This is a genomic window from Halogeometricum limi (assembly GCF_900115785.1).
Taxonomy (GTDB): Archaea; Halobacteriota; Halobacteria; order Halobacteriales; family Haloferacaceae; genus Halogeometricum; species Halogeometricum limi.
On sequence record NZ_FOYS01000005.1, the window covers coordinates 185921 to 204778 of the forward strand.

Genomic DNA, 18858 nt, shown 5'->3' on the forward strand with positions numbered 1-18858 from the left:
CTACCATTCTTTCGTAGAGACTCTCGGGAAGTAGTCCACCAGCCAGTTCGAGAGTACGGAAACGACAGCGGGGTTCTTCGAACCGTGCCACACAGCCAGACGGACCCCGTTCCGTGCACGCCTTCGGACTATCGACACGTCGGTCGAACGACCGCTCCGACCGGTGCTATCACCCGAGTGCCGTTCGGTTCGCGCTGACCGGTGTGGTCTTCGGGTCCGTGCCGACCCGCCGGTGGTCCGACTCCTCTCGAACGTCCAGACTCGTGCCTCGCACGCGAACTGCGGGGACACGACTGATCCCTTCTACTTCCCGCTTCGGTCCGAACGGAGAACCACTGAAACGGCTCGAGAAGGACAACTGCGGTTCGGGTCAGAGTTCGACTCGGTCGTGGATCGGTTCGGCGCGTTCCGCGAGGTGGCCGGGTTCTCTTCCGTTCCGAACCGCGAGCACTTCCGAGACGATACTCAGCGCTATCTGGTACGGAGAGCCACCGCCGAGGTTCAGTCCGACGGGCGTGTACAGACGCTCTCTCTCGGACGGCTCTAAGCGAACACCTTCGTCTTCGAGTGCGTCGAGCATCTGCTCGTACCGCTTCTTCGGCCCCATCACGCCGACGTACGGGACGGGAGTTCCGACGAGCGTCTCGACGGTCAGTCGGTCGTCGACGAAGTTGTGTGAGGCGACGACCACGTACGTCTCGCGGTCGAAGTCCACCGCCTCTCGGACCGCTCCCGGTGACGTCGTGTGGACTGTCACGCTCTCGGGGAGCCGGTCGGTTATCGACGATGCGCCCCGGTATGCGACGACGCTGACGCGAAATCCCGCTTTCGCTCCGAGTTCGACGACGGGGTCTACGTCGTGTCCCGACCCGACGACGACGAGGTTCGGCGGAGCGCTAACGCCGTCGACGAACACCGTCGCTTCCCCGAGTTCGAACGTCTCCGACTGGCCGTGTCTCGTCGACTCGACGACGGCGTCGCGAAGCGGACGGAGCGTCTCGGACGGGTAGGAATCGTCTGTTTCGAACTCCTCGCGTTCCGGGTGGTAGTACGCTCTGGCCCCGACCGCCGACTCGTCCGCCGCGTCGAGGACGGTGACGACGCCGACGTCGTCGCCGGACTCGTACGCGTCCACCAACGGTCTGTGCGACTCGTCGACGAACTCGAAGAGCAAGTCGACGACGCCGTTGCATCCGATACCTAACCCCCACACGTCGTCGCCGTCGGCCGAGAGGTCGTAGCGCTCGACTCGCGGTTTCCCGGACGTTCGGACCTCGCTCGCGACTCGCTCGAACTCCGACTCCAGACAACCCGCGGTCACGTGCCCGACGCTCTCGTCGCCGGTGAAGAGCATCTTGGCCCCCGGGCGACGGTACGCGCTCCCTTCGACGCGAACGACCGTCACGAGGACGCTCTCGGACGCTCCATCTATCGCCTCTCGGACGCCGTCCAGCACCTCCGTCTCGGGGACGGCCCAGTCTTTCGATGTCATGGCTGCGACTCTATCACGTCTCACACGCGCCAGCTATACTTATGTTTCGATGGTGTAGATTCGACGTCCCATACGACGTTGTCCCGGTCACGGACCCGAGCCGACGGACGCGGGGGAACGCGTTCTCACACGGATTCACACCGGTTTCGGTCGGTACCTACGGAACCTTCTCGGCTCACGCGTTCCGGTCTGTGCGGCGGGTCGTCGCACCGTCGTCGACCGTCTCGACCTGCGGGCGAGGAGTCGTCTCCGGATGCGCCCGGTACCGGATGGGGAACGAGCGGACACCGTAGATGAACGCGCTCCGAACGGGGTCTAACTCCGTCGACGCGCGTTCGACGTCGGTCACTCTCGCGAAGAGTTGCTCCAGTGCGATACGCGCCTCTAACCGGGCCAACGGCGCACCCAGACAGTAGTGCGTCCCGCGGCCGAACCCGAGATGTGAGTTCGGCGTCCGGTCGATACGAAACTCGTCGGGTGCGTCGAACACTGCGGGGTCGCGGTTCGCAGACCCGAGCCACGGCACGACGGCGTCACCCGTATGCACGTCCGCCCCAGCGAGTTCGACGTCGCGCGTCGCGACGCGGACGAGTGCTTGGACCGGAGACCGGTAGCGAAGCACTTCCTCTACGGCCGTCGTCGTCAGCGTCGGGTCCGCGGCCAATCGCGCCATCGCGTCGGGGTGCGCGGTCAGACAGCGCACCGCGTTTCCGAGGAGGTTCGTCGTCGTGACGTTCCCCGCGACGAGAAGCAGGATACAGAATCCAACCGCCTCCTCGTGACTCAGCGTCTCGCCGTCGCTCTCGGCGTGGACGATGTCGGAAACCAAATCGTCTCGCGGGTCCGTCCGTCGGTCGTCGAGAATCGCCTCGAAGTACGCTCTCAGTTCGTCGTCGACGCGTCTGCGCTCGCGAGCGAACGCTTCCAGTCCCGCTTCGCTCGTATCGGCCGGCGTCTCGACGAGCGTGTCCGACCATCGCTTGAACGTCGGTCGGTCCTCGGTCGGAACTCCCAGTAGTTCAGCGATGACGACCACGGGAAGCGGGTACGCGAAGTCCGCTATCAGGTCCATCTCCCCCCGGTCTACGACGTCGTCCAGTAGGTCGTCCGCGACGTCTCTGATGTGTGGCGCGCGCGGGACGAGCGAACGCGGGCGGAACGACTCTTCGACGACGCCGCGCAGTCTGTCGTGCCGCGAGCCGTCACTCGTCAGCATCGTCTCGAAGAGCGGACCGCGGGCTTCCGGTTCCGGAAGGTCCAGTTCCGTCGCCCGCGTGGGGTCGGAGGAGAACGTCATCGGGTCCGAGAGGATTCTCGCGGCGTCGGCGTACCGAAAGACGTCCCAGACGCGTCGCCGTTCGTCGTATCTGACGGGGTGGTTCTCGCGCATCTCCGCGTACCAGTCGAACGGGTCCAGCCACGACTCCGTCGTCGAGAGTTCGAGGGGAACTCGTTCGAGCGTCTGCTGACCGCCGCCACGTTCGGCCTCGCGGTGGGGAGCGGAACTCATGAGAGACGTTCGCGCGGCCGACGTATGAGTGTCGTGTACGGTGAGGGAGATATTCCCGAAGGACGCGTAACGGAGCCGTGACTACCGTTCGCGTCTCTGCTCGTCCGAACGCGAGCGACTACCGCGGCCCGAACCGGTGTCGTTGGCTTGCCACTCGAACTGCACGGTCCACGTCTCCCCGTCCGCCGTCGGAGCAGTTATCTCCGTCACCTCGATTTTCCCGTCGGGCGCTGGGTACCGGTCCCCTCGCTCGCCTCCGAGGGTCGAATACGGTCTCTCGTGCCGTCCTGCGACCTGCTCTCGAACCTGTTGTAGGTACTGTCCGAACTCGTCTCGCGACATCGACTCCTCTCGTTCGGTCTCGGTACTGGTCGCCCCTCGGCCGACGCCACCGGCGGCGCCAGTCGCGTAGTTCCCCAACACGGCGTTGATTACGGCACCGAGAAGCAGGACGATTCCCGAGAAGTACAGCCACGTGACGACGAGGATGACGCCGCCGAAGAAACTCCCTGACCCGCCGCCTTTGAAGGTGAGGTACACCTGAAACAGCCCTTGGAGTCCGGCCCACCCGACGGCAGCGAAGACGACGCCGGGCACCACGTGTCGCCAGTCGACGTCCGTATCGGGGAACTTGTAGTACATCGGGAGGAACGCGAGGACGAGGCCGACGACGAGGACTCCGGGCGTGACGTAGTCGAGGAACGGTATCGCATCGGAGCGTGCGGCGAAGACGGAACTGACTCCGACGGTGGCGACGACGGCGGCGACGAGTGCTACCAGCACGACGATGCCGTCTTCGAGTTGGTCGACGAACGAGTTCTGCTCTTCCGTCTCGTAAATCTCGGAGAACGCCGTGTCGAGTCCGCGGAATATCTTGAGCGTTCCCCAAATCAGCGCGACGAGACCGACGAACGATGCACCGGCGGCGGTCGAACTCCCTCGGAAGACGTCTTCGACGGTGCCGGCGATAGGTCCCGGAAGCGAGTCTTGCGCGAGCGTGACGACGCGCTCTTCGAGCCCACCACCGACTGCGGAGACGACGAAGAGGAGGAGCAACAGCATCGGAGCGAGCGAGACGAACGCGTTGTAGGCTATCCCCGCAGCCATGAACGTCACGTTCTTCTCGGAGACTTCCGAGAGGACTCGCCGTCCCGTGTTCGTCACCCGTGAGAGACCGACCATAGCTTCGGCATCGGAGACCGGCGAGGAAAAAGACACGGCCGTCGTGCGGTCTGTTGTCGTGCTACGACTGCTTGTACAGTCTCAGCGTCCCAGGGACTGTACGGTGCTTTCTCTCCCGTGCGCCGCGGTGCTACTCGCTTCAAATTTAATATAGCGTTATACAATTTACGTGTTCTCGCGAACGCTGAACGGCTCTCGTCGGTGTTCACACAGACTGAAAGAGTCTGTTAGTACCCAAAATTTATAATATATCTGATTTATAGTGCAGCTACGTCGAATATGCCAGACTCAGAAACGACCCCCCGGACCGCGAGTGGCCTCCTCCGACGGCGAGAGGGTGAAAAATGACCGAGACGACCGGTACGAGTGAGTTCGCGGGGCGAACCCCTGACGATATCTCGTGGACGCTCCTCGCTGTCGAGGAGTGCGTCGAGGCGTACTGGCACGTCCTCGCTCCCGCCTTCGAGGCGGACGGATACGACCCGCACGTCGAACGGCCGACACACGAGTGGTTACGAACGAACGGGTTTCGACCGCTCCTGTACGCCCTTCGCGAGTACCACGACCGGACGTTCGAGGAGTTCTGGACCGACGACGTCGGCCTCGCGGTCGAAGACGACCGGACGACGTGGGCGACGGACGACGAACAGACGGCCGAGGCGTTAACGTCGTTTCTCACGTCGCGACGAAAGCGAAAGGGTCTCGCCGAGTCGTCGCTCGATACCCTCAGATACCGGCTGAACCGGTACGTAGGGGCCTACCGTGCGGAAAACGAGACCGACGACCTCCTCGCGCCCGTCGCACGCGGCGGTGACGTCCCCGCCCACGAGGCAGTCGACGCCTGTTGGGCCGCGTTCGACAGACTCCACCGCGAGTTAGACGGCGGGCAGACGAAGCGTCGTATCCACCTCGCCGTGTCGAACTGGTACGCGCACCTCGTTCGCCGGAAGTGGGCGACGGTGAACCCCGCGGACGGACTGGACGACGAGTTCGACTGGTCGAATGGGTCGGACGCCGAACGGACGGGCGATACCCCCTGTCTGACGGCCGACCACGTTCGCTCGCTCTACACGGCCGCCGAGGACGCCGAAGAACGACTGCTGGTCCTCGCTCTCTGTGCGTGGGGGCTCCGGCCGAACGAAGTCGCCCGCCTCGACATCACGCAGTTCGTCCTCGACACCGACGACGTCCCGTACATCGAGTTCGACGAACGAAAGAACGGCCCCGGACAGGTCTCGTTACTGTACGGGCGCGAAGAACTCGAAGCCTACGTCGACTCCCGGGCGAGCGACGACGACTGGCAGGGCTATCTGTTCTCGTCGCCACACGCCTCCCGAGACCACGTCTCCCGGTGGACCGTCTGGAAACGATTCGAACGATTGAGCGAACGCGCGGGCGTCCCGGAGCGTATCGACGGCGTGTCGACGTCCCCGAAACTGGGACGTCGGTTCTGGTACGACGCGTACTCGTCGTCTCTCGACGTCGTCTTGGGGAGTCTGGACGAAATCGCGGCCGAACAGGGGAGTTCCAGCGCCGACGTCGTCCTCCACAACTACCTCTCCGAGTCTCGCGCGCGCGAACTGCGGCGCACGCACATGCGAGACCGTCTCGAAGCGGCGTTCGAGGCTGGATGACTGATTAATATATTATATCTCGCTATACAAAGAGAGGGAGCCGGCCGAGAGAGACGAAATGGAGGCGACTCCTGCTCCCCGTGCCGGAACCGCCACCGGCGGGTTAACGTTTCGCCCGACGAGAGAACCACTTATCCACTCGGATGACCGTCTCAGTAGTTCGACCACCGACTTGACGCGGTTCACCTACTCCGACCGACGCTCCACCACCGCGAACGCGCCGCCGAGGACGAGTCCGTAGGTAACGTGCCAGAGGAGCATTGGGACGGTCACGTTCGGAATCGACAGCGGTGTCGCACCGCCGACGACGTCCAACCAGATGGGCATGAGTATCCCCGCACCGACGACGGCGAGGACGAGTCCGTAGACGACGCCCGCGAGGATGGTCTTCCAGTACCAGTCGGTCAGTCGGTAGAGTCCGGGGTCAGAGAGGAGGAGTGCGAACAGCATTCCGAACAGCGTCCCGTGGACGAGATGGGCGACCCATCCGGCGACGAGGCTCCCGGACTGCCCGTACAACCCCGCGATGGCGACTTGGAGCGTCGACAACTGCATCGCGCTGATGACGATACCCGTCACGACAGTCGCGAGGAGTCCGGCGACGGCACCGCCTCGCCACGGCCACGTCGTCTCGAACGGACTCGTCCCGTCGTCCCGTACCCGCTCTTTGGCTTGATTTCGTACGCTCATGAGCAGTCACCGCGTCGCGTCCGACGCGGGAGCGCCGAACGAACCGGCGTGTACACCGATATCTAGTACGCGTGGGGAACGAATCACCCTATGGCAACCGAGAGCACGGTTCGTTACCGGTCGGTATCTGCTCGCCGCCCCGTTCAGACGCTCCGGAGTGCGTCGCGCGCAACTTCGGCCGCTTCGAGAGCGTCGCGGAGGTGGTCCTCGGCGTCGGCCGGTTCGTCGCGTCCGAGGTCACGTTCGGCCAGCCGAATCAGCCGTGCCGCGTCGTCGTTCGCGCGGTCCACGTCGTCGACGGCGTCGTCTTCGTCGTCGTCCAAGTCCGCGCGGCGGGCCACGGACACCGCGTCGTCGACGGCGTCGCTCGCCTCGTCGGCGTCTTCGAGTCGCGCTTCGGCAGTCTCCACGTCGACGCTCCCTTCGACGCTCGACCCGAGCGTCTCGACTGCGCGTTCGAGCAGTCTCCGCGCGCGAAGCAACTCTTCGATGGCGGCGTCTCTGTCGTCGTCGACGTTCTCGATTCGGCCTCGACGCCGCGCCCGTTCGAGGTCCGAGACGAAGTCGGCCGCCTCGTCGAGATGGTCCTCGGCGCGTTCGATGAACTCGTCCGCGTCCTCGACGTCGTCTAAGTCGAACGAGGTCCGTTCGACGATTCGCTCGACCGCACGGAGGGCGTCGCGCAGTTCGCGCCAGAGGTCGCTGACCGCTCTACCGAGGTCGCTCAGTACTCGCGCCGGCCGTTCCCGCCCAGACGGGGAGCGCAAACGGAACGCCCGCGACTCCGAGGAGGCGGAGCGTCCGTCTCCGCGCGCCGTTCACCGACTCTCTCTGCGCTCGCTCGGCTTCCGCGCTCATGAGTCCACTACGTCACGCACGAAAATCAACTGTGCATACGACTCGTCTGCCGAAGATGCAGTCGGACGGAGACGTTCGCCGGAGTGAGAGCGGGGAACCGCCGACGTCGGCGACCGCAACACTCCTGCACGCGGCGGCCGAACAGTCGCCCGATGCCCGACTTAGCGGGACTCGACCACGAAGCGCACGTCGAACGCGCGATAGCGCTCGCCCGAGAGGCGGGGGAGCGAGGCGACGGGCCGTACGGGTCGCTCCTCGTCGTCGACGGCGACGTGGTGATGGAGGAGACGAACCGCGAATGGACGGACGACGACATCGCTCTCCATCCTGAACTCACCCTCGCACGCCGCGCGGCGCGCGAACTCACCGCCGAGGAACGCGACCGCGCGGTGATGTACACGAGCACCGAACCCTGCCCGATGTGTTCCGGAGGAATCACCATCTCGAACCTCGGTGCCGTCGTCTACAGCGTCTCCGGCGAGCGGGCCGCGGCGGAGTTCGGCGGGAACGAGGGCGTCCCCTGCGGGGAGGTGTTCGAGCGTCGCGGCCGGGACATCGAGGTGGTCGGCGGCGTTCTGGAGTCCGAGGGACTGGACGTCCACCGCGAGTTCCGCGACGCGTGAGTTAGTTGCGGACGGTCCGTCACCTCAGAGTTCGTCGTCGGGGTCGTGTTCGCTCGCGACGCGCTTCGCCTCCTGTGCGTAGCGTTCGCGCGTCTCGACGTCGTCGACGGTCTCTAAGTTGTCGGGGTCGACGTCCTCGGCGGCGGTGACCGTCTTCGAGTCGATGACCTGCGCGGCGAGTTCCTTCGTGAAGATACGGTCGCCTTCGGGCGTCGCGTACGTGAGGATGATGAGGTCGCGGTCGTTGTAGCCGCGTTCGACGAACCAACAGCGGATGGTGTCTGCCATACTCGTCGTTCGTCGGGACGGCCCTTCTACGCTGTGGCGGTCCGGGGGTCGTTCGGCGAGTGGGATTTTGCGTCTCGTGTTCGAATTCGAGAGACATGACCGAATTCGACCTCGTCGTCCTCGGCGGCGGCACGGGCAACATCGTCGCGTCGGCCGCCGCGGACGACGGGATGGACGTCGCACTCGTCGAACGAGACCGACTCGGTGGCACCTGCCTCAACCGCGGCTGTAACCCTCGAAGAGGCTCATCCACCGGGCGAGCGTCGTCGAGACGGTACGGAACGCCGAGTCGATGCGGGTCAACGAGGTGAGTACGGCCGTCGCCGCGGGTGCCGACGCCGAGACAATCGCCGAAACCGTTCGCGTTCACCCCGCACTCTCGGAAGTCGTGCAGGGGGCGTTCCGGCAGGTCAGAACGTCGCACCGTCGGGAATATAGCGGGCGCAGGCTCTTTTGAAACGCTCGATTAGACGTTTTCTTTACGAGAGTGTCCTGACAAAATATCGGTTTTTAACCACTACAGTAGAGCCAGATTTCCGACTATCGGTCGAAGTTCGCCGCAAGAAAGTGATGTGAGAGAGCCGGCGTGAGCCGGTGGTTCAGACGTAGCGTTAGTCGCGGCGGACTGCGAGGAGCGCGGCGGCCAGGAGCGCCGTCACAGCGACGACTGCACCGAAGCCGGGCGTACTCGTCTCAGTCTCGGTCTCGGCGGGCGCTTCCGTCGCCGTTGCCGTCTCCTCAGGCTCTTCCGTAGCCATTTCGGTGTCGGTCGGCTCTTCCGTAGCCATTTCGGTGTCGGTCGGCGCTTCCGTAGCCGTGACCGTCTCGCTCACTTCCGTGCTGGTCTCGCTGTCGTTGTCCGCAGCGGAGACCGTACCGTCTGCGGTGATGGAGTCAGCGACGCCACCACGGACCGTCACGGTGAACGTGTCGTTCGCCGACTGCTCGCTGAAGTCGAACATCGCCTCGTACGTCCCGTTCTCGGTGACGTACGCGGTCGCCGTCTTCAGGAAGCTCGGCTGCGTGTCGCCGTCCGAGCGAACGCGGAGGTTGATTTCGGTGCCGGGTGCGACCGTCGTCTCGCCCGCTATCGACTGGTTCGAGGAGGCGGCGACCGTCACGTCGTCGAGCGTGTGCTCGGCTTCGACGAGTTCGAAGGAGTTCTCGACGGACTGCTCTTCGTCTGTGAGGTTACCCTCGTCCTTCGCGACCGTGAAGTTGGCCGTGAGGCCGTCACCGGCTTCGAGGTCACGGTCCGAGGTGTTGACCTCGTCCGTGTCGAAGACGATGAAGTAGGTGTCGTTCTCAGCGTCTGCGATGACCGTCGTGTTGTCCTCACCGAGGGCGAGCATGAACGGTTCGCGGTTTGCACCGGCTTCCGTCTGCTCGACCGTCAGCGAGTACGCGCTGCCGTTCAGCGCGAAGAACGCCGCAGTCGTGTCGTCGTCAGTCGCTTCGAGCGCACCGGCGAGGCCGGACGCTTCGAGCTGGTGGACGGAGAGGTCGCCAAAGGCGACTTCGTCGTCCTGCGTGATGTTGCTGTTGTTGATCGCCGCGTAGACGTCGTCCGAGTCTTCGATTTCGGAGCCGTCTGCTGCCGTCCAGCTGTTGAGGCTCGTGGTTTCGCGCTCTTCGAGGACGAGCGTGCCGACGTCCTGCGTGTCGTCACCGCTTGCGACGCGCACTTCGAGGTCGTATTCGCCTGCGTCGAGGAGCGTCGAGACGTCCTCGGAGACGTCGCTGGACTCAACGCTGTCGTCGTCGTCAGCGACTTCGTAGAGCGAGTCAGCGTTGCCGCTGACACCGGTTGCGGCGTAGGTGTTGAACAGGACCGAGACCTGCCCGTCACCGGAGCCGTCTTCGACCGTCACGTTGCTGACGAAACCGGAATCCTCGGAACCGATCATCAGCGTTGCCTCGTCTGCGTTCTCGAGGTTGACCGTGATGTTCGCGATGTCACCGCGCTGTTCGCTGATGACTTTGCCGTCGTTCGGGAAGCTGGCTTTACCCTCGCCAGCCTTCGAGACGACGACAGACGAGGACTCGGCGGCGACGCCGGAGTCCAGGTCAGTTGCTTCGACCGTGTAGTTACCCGCGTCCGAGACGCTGAAGCTGAAGTCAGCCTCTGCCTGGCCGCTGAGTTCGACGGTCTCGTTCTCGACTTCGTCACCGTCGGAGTCGAGGAGTTTCACGTTGACCGTGCGGTCGCCTGCGTTCGCAGTGACCGTCCCTTCGACGTCCGAGTCGGTGTCGATGGTCGTGTCGTCGACGTCAACGGAGAGGCCGAGGTCGCGAACCGTGATGGACGCGTTGCGGCTCTGGTTGTTGTCGAGGACGACGTTGTACTGACCGAGGTCACGGCTTGCCGTGTCGAAGACGTAGACCGTACTGTTCGCGCCCGTGGAACCGGAGCGGAAGAACGAGTTGTCGTCAGCGTCGCCTTCGATCTCGACGTCCGTCGAGGTGTTCTCGGTGACGATGGCGACCTTGCTGCCCTGGTAGGCGTCGAGGTCGTCACCAGCTTCGACCGTCACGGGTGCGAACGCGACGGACTTCTCGCCCGCGTTCGAGATGTTCGCGCCCGTGGAGTTCTGGACGTCGCTCGAGATGTCGAGCGTGAGGTCGTTGGACTTGATGACGTCGGTCGTCTGGATGACGAGCGTGCCGTCGGTGGTCGAGAAGCCAGTGATCTCGTCAGAGACGTTCTCGCCATCGTCCATCAGGGTGAAGTTAGCAACCGTCTGGCTGCTGGAGTTCACTTCGGTGTTGAACGGTACTTCGATAACGGAGTTGCCACTCGTATCGACGTAGTGGACAGCTCCACCTTCGTACATGAAGGTGTGGTCGTCGGCGGCAGCCGAACCCGTGAACGCGACGGAACCTGCGAAAACGGACAGGACCATCAGCGCCGCGAGGAAGACTGCGCGGAATTGCGACGTTTGTGTCATTGTTTGTGTGGATTGTGGGAACACAAGCTTTGGCCGGTGAGAGTCCACAGTTTGGTTTCCTGTGTGGACGTGGGCTACTCACGTTGCGAACCTTGGGCAGGGGTACGGTTGCTAAGCTTGACTGTTCGTATAAATGCTTTGTGTACGGAGCTGATAAGTGATAGAATTTTAATTGTTCTCGTGATACATATCAACTCCCCGCTCGTCGATTCACCCTTCGTAACAGTGTTTTTCGCGTGACTCGCACGCGCGTTGTATTGCAACACGACCGCAGATATCTGTCCCGAGTCTGTTGCTATAGCCCACGACGCAGGCTCTTCGAGGCGTCGTACGACTCGTCCGGTTTAGGCGGTCGATACGGACGTATACATCCATCACCGCGTGTTGTAGAAGCGAAAAGTCCCTCTATGTCTGCGTTTCGGTCGACAATAGATATACTTACGGGTGTGCGACGAAAAGTAGTCACTAATGACAGACGAAACCGGCGAAACGAAAGACAGCGTTTCGGTGACGATGGAGCTCTCGGGTCCGTACGACGAGGTGCTCTCGAAACTCGCGAGCGACGACGAAGGGGGGAGTCCCGCGGCGGACTTCCTCCACGACGTCGAACTTCTCTTGGACACCCTCGACCGGATGGGCGAGGGGACGCGAAGTTCCGTCGCGGAACGACTTCCGGAGGAGATGACAGTCGAGTACGACGCGGAGGCGGTCGTCGGACTACTGCAGGTGCTCAAGCGGTACGACTTGGTCGTCCTCGAAGGCAACACCTGGAAACCGGGGCCGAAAATCGAGCGATAGCCGCATCCCCGCGTCGTCCTCGAAAGAAGCGTCGGACCGCGCGAGCGGCATCTTCAGGGAACGATGACCGCTCGGCCCTCTATCTCGCCGTGTTCGAGTCGTTCGGCCACGGTGTTGATGTCTTCGAGGTCGTAGCGACTCGTTCGGAGTTCCACGTCGCCGCGGTCGACCAGCGCGACGAGTTCCTGCAACTCCGTGTACCGGCCCACCAGGGTCCCGCGGTAGGCGAACTCGCCGTCGACGAGCGTCTGCGACGGTTCGTGGACGTGGCCGCCGTAGCCGACGACGTGGTGGTCCGCGCCCGCCGCGGCGATGTCGGGACCGAGTCCCGTCGTCTGGTCGGCACCGACGAAGTCGAGTATCTGCTGGGCACCCGTTCCGCCCGTGAGCGACTCTATCTCCGCCGCCGCGTCCTCCGACGCGGGGTCGATAGCGTGCGCCGCACCGAGTTCCGAGGCGAGTTCGCGGGCCGCCTCTTTCACGTCTAGGGCGACGATATCCGCCGCACTCATCGCGTCGAGACACTGTAGTCCGATGTGACCGAGGCCGCCGACGCCGATAACGACGGCGGTGTCGCCGGGGTTGAGTTCGTCGACCGCCTTCTTGACGGCGTGGTAAGCGGTGATACCGGCGTCGGCGTGCGGAGCGATGTCGGCCGGGTCAACTTCGCCGGGCAGTTCGATGACGGCGCGTTCGTTCGTCTTCAGATACTCGGCGAATCCGCCGTCCGTGGTGAGACCGGGGAACGACACGTCGTCACAGTACATGTCGTTCCCGAGACGACAGGACCGGCACGTCCCGCAGGTCATCACCGGATGGCAGATGACGCGGTCACCGACGTCGACGGTCGAGACTTCTTCGCCGACTTCGACGACGGTCCCCGCGTTCTCGTGGCCGAGTGTCATCGGGAGCGTCTGCTCGACGTAGTCGGTCCACATTCCCTCGATGATGTGGTTGTCGGTCTGGCACCACCCCGCCCCCTCGACTTCGACGACGACGCCGTTCGAGGCGTCGACTTCGGGCCTCTCTACGTTGTCTATCGAGAGCGCCTCGCTCATGTCTTCCGTGTACTCGTGCAAGCGTGCTGCTAGCATACTACAGTAAATTAATTCAAATCTATCGTTATAAATATGCGGGTCGGACTACTCCGTTCGCGGTTTTCTCGTCCGAAAGCGGTGGTTCCAGTGCGGAGTCACGTCTCGCTCAGTGGCGGTCGACCCTCGGCGAAGCGCGCCTCGTTGAGGGCGTCACAGATGTTCCCCTGACCGGTCATGTTGACGTTGGCGAGTCGAGAACGTTTGTGGACGAGGTCGAACTGTTCGGGGGCTATCGGATCTCCTTCGGGCGTTCGGAAGACGTGGTCGGTGTCGGCGTCGACCAGACCGGTCGCCTCGGCTTTCTCCAGATAGTCCGCCAGGGGTTCCGGGTCGAACGTGACGCCCACGTTACCGTCGCGAACGAAGACGACGCCTCCGTCTTCGAGCGACAGGTCTCGCCGGGTCAGTTTCGAGATCTGCGCTCCGGTGAGTCCGGCGTCGAGGAGTTCGTTCATCGCGTCGAACTGCCGTCCGACGCGGGCCTTCTCGTCCAGTGACGCGCGGATGCTCTCCACGCCGCCGTCCGCGTCGGGGAACACCGACTCGAACGGTTCGCGGGCGTTCACACCCTCGGTTATCTCCGCCTCGTGCATGTGTTCGCGGAGGGTGATGGTCGCCGTCTCGACGGTGACGAGCGATTCGACTTCGTCGCGCGCGTCGGTGGCCATCATCCACGCGAACGCCGGCGAACACCACGCCGTCGGGAGCGTGAACGTCACGTCCACCGACGACCCGCGGACGAGAACGTCGTCGACGTAGCCGAGTTCGACGATGGATTCGTCGAGTTCCGGGTCGGTGACGCGGTCCAATCGCTCGCGCACCTCGCGAACAGACGCCTCGGCGTCTTCGTGTGTTCTACTCGACATCAGTCTGCGGTGGCGTCTTGGGTACCGTAGTGGTCGCCGAGGCCGAACTCCTCGGTGACGGAGTCGGACCGGAACTGTTCTTTCTTCGCCTCGATGTCGATGTCGTACAGTTCGGCGACGTTCTCGCCCATGATCTTCTTCATCACGTCGGTCGTGAGTTCGATGCCGTACTCGTCCTTCTGCGCGTCGGTGAGTTCGGCGTTCATCACCGTTTCGACCAACCAGTCGGGGTTCCAGAGGGCGTAGTCAGAGCCGAAGATGATGCGGTCTTCGCCCAACCAGTAGAGCAGTTCGCCCATTATCTCGCCGAACTTCCGCGGACGGTTCTGCGCCATCGGCGCCGCGACGGCGAGGCCGCCGTAGACGTTCGGTTCCTGCGCGGCGATCCAACAGAAGTCGTCGAGACGGGGGAGTCCCACGTGTTCGACCACGAAGTCGATGTCGGGGAACGAACTGGCCGCGTCGTCCACGTCGGCCACGTCGAACGCGTCGCGGTTGAGTGGACGGATGGTCGGACCCTTGTGAGCGTGCACCTTGTCGATGCCCAGTTCCGCGCACTTCTCTAAGAACTCGAACGACTCGTCGCTGTCGAGACGCCATCCCTTCGACTCGCCGCGCCACTCGGCCGTGTAGACTTTCACCCCCTCGATGTCGTACTTCTCTTTCTGCTCTTCGAGGTACCGCAGTCCCTCCTCGCCGTCCCTGGGGTCGAACGTTCCGTTGAGGACGAACCGCTCGGGATACTCTTCGGCCAACTCCGCGTTCTGCTCTATCGTGTTGAACCCCTCGTCGTAGAAGTCGGTGAGGTAGGTCGGTTGAAAGATGGCCATGTCGGCCGCGGCGTTGCCGAAGAGGTCCTCGGCCATCCGGTCTTTCCCGTAGTGTCGATACTCGTCCAGGTCCCACTCTCGCTCTTCGGGCGTGAAGCCGGTGTGGTAGTCGTAGAAACACTGGATGAACTGTTCGCCGCCCTCGTGTGTGATGTTCTCCTCGCGGGCGTCCCACAGGTGGACGTGACCGTCGATGACGAAGATGTCCTCGCCGTCTTGCTGATACATCTCGTCTGTTACACAGGAACAGTCTGTAATAATTGTTTTGGATGGACTGGGGAGAGACGCCGCGGAGTTCGTCCACGACCTGTGGGGCCGTACGCGGGACGTGTCGGCGGCGCGCAGATTCAGAGAGGACGGTACGCGGATTCGACGGACCGGGTCCCGACCACTCGTTCGACAGCGTCGAATCCGATGCACGATACCGCCCGCGAAGCTATTCCCGGGGGGAACCGCGAACTGCGAACGCTCGACTCGCGTCTCCGTTTTCCACTCGTCTCTCATCGCTTCGGACGGTGTCGTCCGGCCGAAAGTGTGTTCGACACTATCGAACTGACGTCCGCCAACTGTTACAGCTCTATGCGCGTAACGATACTCCGTAAACGGCAGGCTGTGACGTGCAACCACACCTCACGCTACGTTCTACCATGGTGAACGTTCATTAGGGACCGGTCCGAAATGAGGTTAATGACGAAGGCGACAGACGGAAAACGAATCGGGGCGTCGGAGCGGACACTCGATATTCTCACCTTCCTCGGAGAGGCGGGTCACGCGACGGTGACGGAGGTAGCCGACCGCCTCGATGCGGCGAAGAGCACGACCCACTACCACCTGAAGACGCTGGAAGACGCCGAATTCGTCGTCAGAACGGACGGCGGCTACCGAGTCAGCCTGAACTTTCTGACGATGGGACACGAGTTGGTCTCGCGGATGGGCGTCTACCAGGTCGGCAAACCCAAAGTCGACCGCGTCGCGAGAGAGACGGGTGAACTCTGCATCCTCATGGTCGAGGAACACGGCTACGGTTACTACGTCTACGACAACCGAGGCGAGGGTGCTGTCAACTTCGATACGACCGGAAACCGAAAGCGCCTCCACGACAACGCCCTCGGGAAAGCCGTCCTCGCCAATCTCTCGACCGAACGCGTCGACGAAATCGTCGAGCGACACGGCCTTCCGGCGACGACGGCGCAGACGATAACCGACCGCACCGCGTTGGACGCGGAACTGGAGACGGCGCGGGACGAAGGCGTCGCGTTCGACAGAGAAGAACAACTCGACGGTCTCTGTTGCGTCGCGGCCCCGATTCGAAGTACACACGCGTCCGGCTCTGACCCCGTCGAAGCGGCGCTCAGCGTCGCTGTCCCGGCGAGTCGGGCACGGGACGACTACTTCAACGAGGAACTTCCGCACGTCGTCTCCGACGCGGCGAACCTCGTCGAACTCGAGTTGCAGGAGTACTGACCTCGGTTCTAGATGCGTATCTTCGATTCTGTATCTATTTTCCACAAATATACACATATAAAATTCGTATTCAGTTGCCAGATAGCGTGTCGAGCTATCGATAGTTCGTGTCTGCGGCTCTCAAGTCGAATCGAGTGGTACTAGAGCGTTCGACGGGTCGAAATCCGGTTAGTGACTCCGAACGCGGTACCGTCCCGAGACGATTCCCGCGAGAGAAGCGGCGAGACGGGACGACGTGTGACCGAGGCGTCGGCTACGACTCGGTGAAGTACGTACTGTACTCGGCGACGAACGACCGTATCTCTTCGGAGGTGGGCGGTCGTTCGTGTTGCATGAAGAAGCTCGCGACGGCGTTCGCGAGGACGAGGGCCGGTCCGGACGTGAGCCCCTCCGCGAGTGCGAGCGACATCCCGCTGAGGAAGTGTTCGTCGACGTTCCGAAACTGATGCGGGTTCACGACCTGAGGCGCCCTCGCAGAGAGTACCTCGTCTCTCGTCGCCATCGTCGCACCGCGCTGTGAGTGCATCACGTATCGGGACACGCCGAACCGGTCGCGGATGCGTTCGACAGTCGGTGTCGTCTCGGTTCCGTCCTCGTCGAGCAAGACGTCTCGGAATCGGCGCGTCTGGCTGCGGTTGGCCGTGAGCGTCACCGGGACGGCGTCGTCGAGGGCGGCCACCGACTCGCAGCCGGCTTCGAGTTCTGCCGGGGACAGTTGCGTGACTTCGCCGGGAACGAAGTGGACGTGACGGGGCGGCGACGAGAGCGCGGGCCACACGTTCGTCCTGAGCGCGTCGATAATCTCGACCAGTTCGGGTGTCGAGTACCACGACCCGATAGTCATGACCGCGGTGCCGTCGACGTGGTCTGCGAACGCCTCGGTCCCGACTCGGTCGGCGATACGGTCCCAATCGAGCGGTTCGAAGTTCGGTTCGGTGAGGAGGAACTTGCGGTCCTCGAACCAGACGTAGTCCGTACTGGACGTCTCTCCGAGCGTCACCATCGTCTGGTCGGCGAAGCGCTCCGTGAACTCGGGACGAACCGGGTCGCCCATGCGACCGACGAGGGTGACGTCGTATCCGAGTTCGTCGAAGACGCCGCCGGCGTGGGCGACGAGTCCGCCGGGTTCCGTCCGGGTCTGGCGCCACTCCACGCGCGGCGGTGCGTCGCTCGCCTCGTACCGCACGAGCGACTCGCGGAACGAGTCGAACTTCCGAATCTGTTCGTAGTCGCCCCCTTCCTCGCGGTGGATGAACTCCCGCATCCGGTCGACGAACGCGTCGAAGCAGAGGACCACGGAGCCGTCTCCGAACCGGTCGGGCAACTCGGTCCGACACGCGTCGAGGTACCGTCGGGTCTCGTCGTCCAGTCGGGTCGTGTGCGTCGTTCCGTTCTGTCGGAGTTCGATTCTGGTCGCGGCGTAGTCGACGTTTCTCGTCCCGGCGTCGCCGACGGTCACCGCGGGCGAGTCGATGCTCTCGGTGGCCGTCTGGACGTCGACGGTAAGCGAGGCTCGGATGTCGTACTCGGTGTAGTAGTAACTCGTCAGCGTTCCCTGTTTCGTCACTTTCTCGCCCGTCTCCGTGTCGTACCCCTCGAACCACACCTCGAAGGCGTCCACGGGATGGGCGTCGGTCAGCCTCGACACGTCGGCCAAGCAGTCTCGGATGCGGATGTACTCTTTCGGGAGCGCCGGGCGTTCGGTCTCTCCGGCGAGCGGTTTCGCCAGCGGCCAGATGGACTCCGAGAGGAACCGGTCCAGAACCAGCGCGAGGCTGGGGTTGGTCACGTAGTATCCTTGCCCGTCGTCGTCGGCGTGTTCGTGCCCCTCCTGAACCCAGTACAGTCCCCGGCGGCGGTCGGTCGTGAGCGCGAAGTCCTCTCGGGTGGAGACGAACCGCACCTCGTCGACGGCGTCAGGGAGCGACGAGAGTCCGTCCTCGAACTCGTCGCTCTCGGGCGAGACGTTCGAGACGACGACGCGTATCTGTTGGTCGGTACAGCGTTCGAGTTCGTCGACGACTACGCCGAGTCGCTCGACCGGCGTGAGAAGCAGGATGTCTCGCTCGGCCGTCTGCAAGAGGTTGCTGATGTAGCGTTTGACCGTGCTCTCGCTTTTGAACAGGGCAACGCCGCTCTCGACGGTTTCGACGGTATCGTGCAGTTCCTCCAGATACTCTTCCGCCTGTGAAAGCTGAGTTCGAATCGACGAGAACGCCTCCGCGGGGTCGACCGCGTAGGCTTTCTGCGGGTAGTCGTCGATGACCTCGGCGAACCCCCGTTCACGGAGTCTGTCGACGATGTCGTACACTCGCTGTTTGGGGACCTCACTCGTCTCTGCGATGTCCGTCATCGTCTGGGCTCCCCCTCGGACGAGTGCGAGGTAGACCTCGGTTTCGTACGTCGTGAAGTCGACGTTGTCTTGGAGAGTCTCGCGGAGAAGCGCGAGTTTCGCGTCGTCCTCTGCGGTCATTGTTCGCACCTCGTCGCCCTAGAATAAGCAACTTGCTGAACGGGACCGAAAGCGCGCGCCATGTGTACAGTAGACACGACCGACACACATAAGTTTGTAGACTTT

At 63.3% G+C, this 18858-nt stretch carries 15 protein-coding genes and 1 pseudogene; 5 read left to right on the forward strand and 11 right to left on the reverse strand.

The window, feature by feature from the left end:
• Nucleotides 1-370 precede the first annotated feature (370 nt).
• The 3 genes from BM282_RS14900 to BM282_RS14910 form a co-directional block, all read right to left on the reverse strand.
• Complete coding sequence (locus BM282_RS14900; protein WP_089882501.1) at nt 371-1492, reverse strand: XdhC family protein; 1122 nt, start codon at nt 1490-1492, stop codon at nt 371-373.
• Nucleotides 1493-1667: 175 nt separating this feature from the next.
• Nucleotides 1668-3002 carry a cytochrome P450 gene (locus BM282_RS14905; protein ID WP_089882503.1) on the reverse strand — a complete coding sequence of 445 codons (1335 nt, stop codon included), beginning with the start codon at nt 3000-3002 and terminating at the stop codon, nt 1668-1670.
• Nucleotides 3003-3083: 81 nt separating this feature from the next.
• Nucleotides 3084-4184, reverse strand: coding sequence for a YihY/virulence factor BrkB family protein (locus BM282_RS14910; RefSeq protein ID WP_089882505.1), 1101 nt, complete (start codon nt 4182-4184; stop codon nt 3084-3086).
• A gap of 344 nt (nt 4185-4528) precedes the next feature.
• On the opposite strand from BM282_RS14910, the gene BM282_RS14915 reads away from it, so the two are divergent.
• Nucleotides 4529-5818 carry a tyrosine-type recombinase/integrase gene (locus tag BM282_RS14915; protein WP_089882507.1) on the forward strand — a complete coding sequence of 430 codons (1290 nt, stop codon included), beginning with the start codon at nt 4529-4531 and terminating at the stop codon, nt 5816-5818.
• A 186-nt stretch (nt 5819-6004) separates the two neighbouring features.
• On the opposite strand, the gene BM282_RS14920 is transcribed toward BM282_RS14915, so the two are convergent.
• Both BM282_RS14920 and BM282_RS18610 read right to left on the reverse strand, forming a co-directional pair.
• Nucleotides 6005-6508: a hypothetical protein gene (locus BM282_RS14920; protein ID WP_089882509.1), complete on the reverse strand. Its 504-nt coding sequence runs from the start codon at nt 6506-6508 to the stop codon at nt 6005-6007.
• Between the two features lie 143 nt (nt 6509-6651).
• Nucleotides 6652-7275, reverse strand: coding sequence for a hypothetical protein (locus tag BM282_RS18610; RefSeq protein ID WP_089882511.1), 624 nt, complete (start codon nt 7273-7275; stop codon nt 6652-6654).
• Nucleotides 7276-7518: 243 nt separating this feature from the next.
• Here BM282_RS18610 and BM282_RS14930 point away from each other — a divergent pair, with 243 nt between their 5' ends.
• Nucleotides 7519-7989 (forward strand): nucleoside deaminase, encoded by a 471-nt coding sequence (locus BM282_RS14930; RefSeq protein ID WP_089882513.1) that lies wholly within the window; start codon nt 7519-7521, stop codon nt 7987-7989.
• A gap of 24 nt (nt 7990-8013) precedes the next feature.
• Here BM282_RS14930 and BM282_RS14935 read toward each other — a convergent pair whose 3' ends face one another.
• Complete coding sequence (locus BM282_RS14935; protein ID WP_089882515.1) at nt 8014-8277, reverse strand: hypothetical protein; 264 nt, start codon at nt 8275-8277, stop codon at nt 8014-8016.
• A 95-nt stretch (nt 8278-8372) separates the two neighbouring features.
• Between BM282_RS14935 and BM282_RS14940 the strand changes: the two are divergent.
• Nucleotides 8373-8564 (forward strand): annotated as a pseudogene (locus BM282_RS14940) (FAD-dependent oxidoreductase); the annotation flags it as partial.
• A 324-nt stretch (nt 8565-8888) separates the two neighbouring features.
• Here the strand turns inward: BM282_RS14940 and BM282_RS14945 are convergent.
• A complete protein-coding gene (locus BM282_RS14945) occupies nt 8889-11225 on the reverse strand; it encodes a DUF7827 domain-containing protein (RefSeq protein ID WP_089882517.1) in 2337 nt (778 codons plus the stop codon).
• A 468-nt stretch (nt 11226-11693) separates the two neighbouring features.
• Here BM282_RS14945 and BM282_RS14950 point away from each other — a divergent pair, with 468 nt between their 5' ends.
• Nucleotides 11694-12023 carry a hypothetical protein gene (locus BM282_RS14950; protein ID WP_089882519.1) on the forward strand — a complete coding sequence of 110 codons (330 nt, stop codon included), beginning with the start codon at nt 11694-11696 and terminating at the stop codon, nt 12021-12023.
• A 53-nt stretch (nt 12024-12076) separates the two neighbouring features.
• Here the strand turns inward: BM282_RS14950 and BM282_RS14955 are convergent, their stop codons facing one another.
• From BM282_RS14955 to BM282_RS14965, 3 genes are all read right to left on the reverse strand, one after another.
• A complete protein-coding gene (locus BM282_RS14955) occupies nt 12077-13117 on the reverse strand; it encodes an NAD(P)-dependent alcohol dehydrogenase (protein ID WP_089882521.1) in 1041 nt (346 codons plus the stop codon).
• A gap of 98 nt (nt 13118-13215) precedes the next feature.
• Nucleotides 13216-13986 carry an iron-sulfur cluster assembly protein gene (locus BM282_RS14960; RefSeq protein WP_089882522.1) on the reverse strand — a complete coding sequence of 257 codons (771 nt, stop codon included), beginning with the start codon at nt 13984-13986 and terminating at the stop codon, nt 13216-13218.
• Nucleotides 13986-15044, reverse strand: a complete 1059-nt coding sequence (locus BM282_RS14965) for an amidohydrolase family protein (RefSeq protein ID WP_089882524.1) — start codon at nt 15042-15044, stop codon at nt 13986-13988. The genes BM282_RS14960 and BM282_RS14965 overlap by 1 nt, the downstream gene beginning before the upstream one ends.
• 459 nt (nt 15045-15503) lie before the next feature.
• On the opposite strand from BM282_RS14965, the gene BM282_RS14970 reads away from it, so the two are divergent.
• Nucleotides 15504-16280 (forward strand): IclR family transcriptional regulator, encoded by a 777-nt coding sequence (locus tag BM282_RS14970; protein ID WP_089882526.1) that lies wholly within the window; start codon nt 15504-15506, stop codon nt 16278-16280.
• Between the two features lie 253 nt (nt 16281-16533).
• On the opposite strand, the gene BM282_RS14975 is transcribed toward BM282_RS14970, so the two are convergent.
• Nucleotides 16534-18753 (reverse strand): TrmB family transcriptional regulator, encoded by a 2220-nt coding sequence (locus BM282_RS14975; protein ID WP_089882528.1) that lies wholly within the window; start codon nt 18751-18753, stop codon nt 16534-16536.
• Between the last annotated feature and the right edge of the window lie 105 nt (nt 18754-18858).

Excerpts from the sequence above, each read along its gene's own strand:
- BM282_RS14955 (WP_089882521.1), bottom strand. The coding sequence starts at position 13,117 with ATGCTAGCAGCACGCTTGCACGAGTACACGGAAGACATGAGCGAGGCG.
- BM282_RS14950 (WP_089882519.1), top strand. The coding sequence starts at position 11,694 with ATGACAGACGAAACCGGCGAAACGAAAGACAGCGTTTCGGTGACGATG.
- BM282_RS14910 (WP_089882505.1), bottom strand. The coding sequence starts at position 4,184 with ATGGTCGGTCTCTCACGGGTGACGAACACGGGACGGCGAGTCCTCTCG.
- BM282_RS14975 (WP_089882528.1), bottom strand. The coding sequence starts at position 18,753 with ATGACCGCAGAGGACGACGCGAAACTCGCGCTTCTCCGCGAGACTCTC.
- BM282_RS14965 (WP_089882524.1), bottom strand. The coding sequence starts at position 15,044 with ATGTATCAGCAAGACGGCGAGGACATCTTCGTCATCGACGGTCACGTC.
- BM282_RS14945 (WP_089882517.1), bottom strand. The coding sequence starts at position 11,225 with ATGACACAAACGTCGCAATTCCGCGCAGTCTTCCTCGCGGCGCTGATG.
- BM282_RS14970 (WP_089882526.1), top strand. The coding sequence starts at position 15,504 with ATGACGAAGGCGACAGACGGAAAACGAATCGGGGCGTCGGAGCGGACA.
- BM282_RS14900 (WP_089882501.1), bottom strand. The coding sequence starts at position 1,492 with ATGACATCGAAAGACTGGGCCGTCCCCGAGACGGAGGTGCTGGACGGC.
- BM282_RS14930 (WP_089882513.1), top strand. The coding sequence starts at position 7,519 with ATGCCCGACTTAGCGGGACTCGACCACGAAGCGCACGTCGAACGCGCG.
- BM282_RS14905 (WP_089882503.1), bottom strand. The coding sequence starts at position 3,002 with ATGAGTTCCGCTCCCCACCGCGAGGCCGAACGTGGCGGCGGTCAGCAG.
- BM282_RS14960 (WP_089882522.1), bottom strand. The coding sequence starts at position 13,986 with ATGTCGAGTAGAACACACGAAGACGCCGAGGCGTCTGTTCGCGAGGTG.
- BM282_RS14915 (WP_089882507.1), top strand. The coding sequence starts at position 4,529 with ATGACCGAGACGACCGGTACGAGTGAGTTCGCGGGGCGAACCCCTGAC.
- BM282_RS14935 (WP_089882515.1), bottom strand. The coding sequence starts at position 8,277 with ATGGCAGACACCATCCGCTGTTGGTTCGTCGAACGCGGCTACAACGAC.
- BM282_RS14920 (WP_089882509.1), bottom strand. The coding sequence starts at position 6,508 with ATGAGCGTACGAAATCAAGCCAAAGAGCGGGTACGGGACGACGGGACG.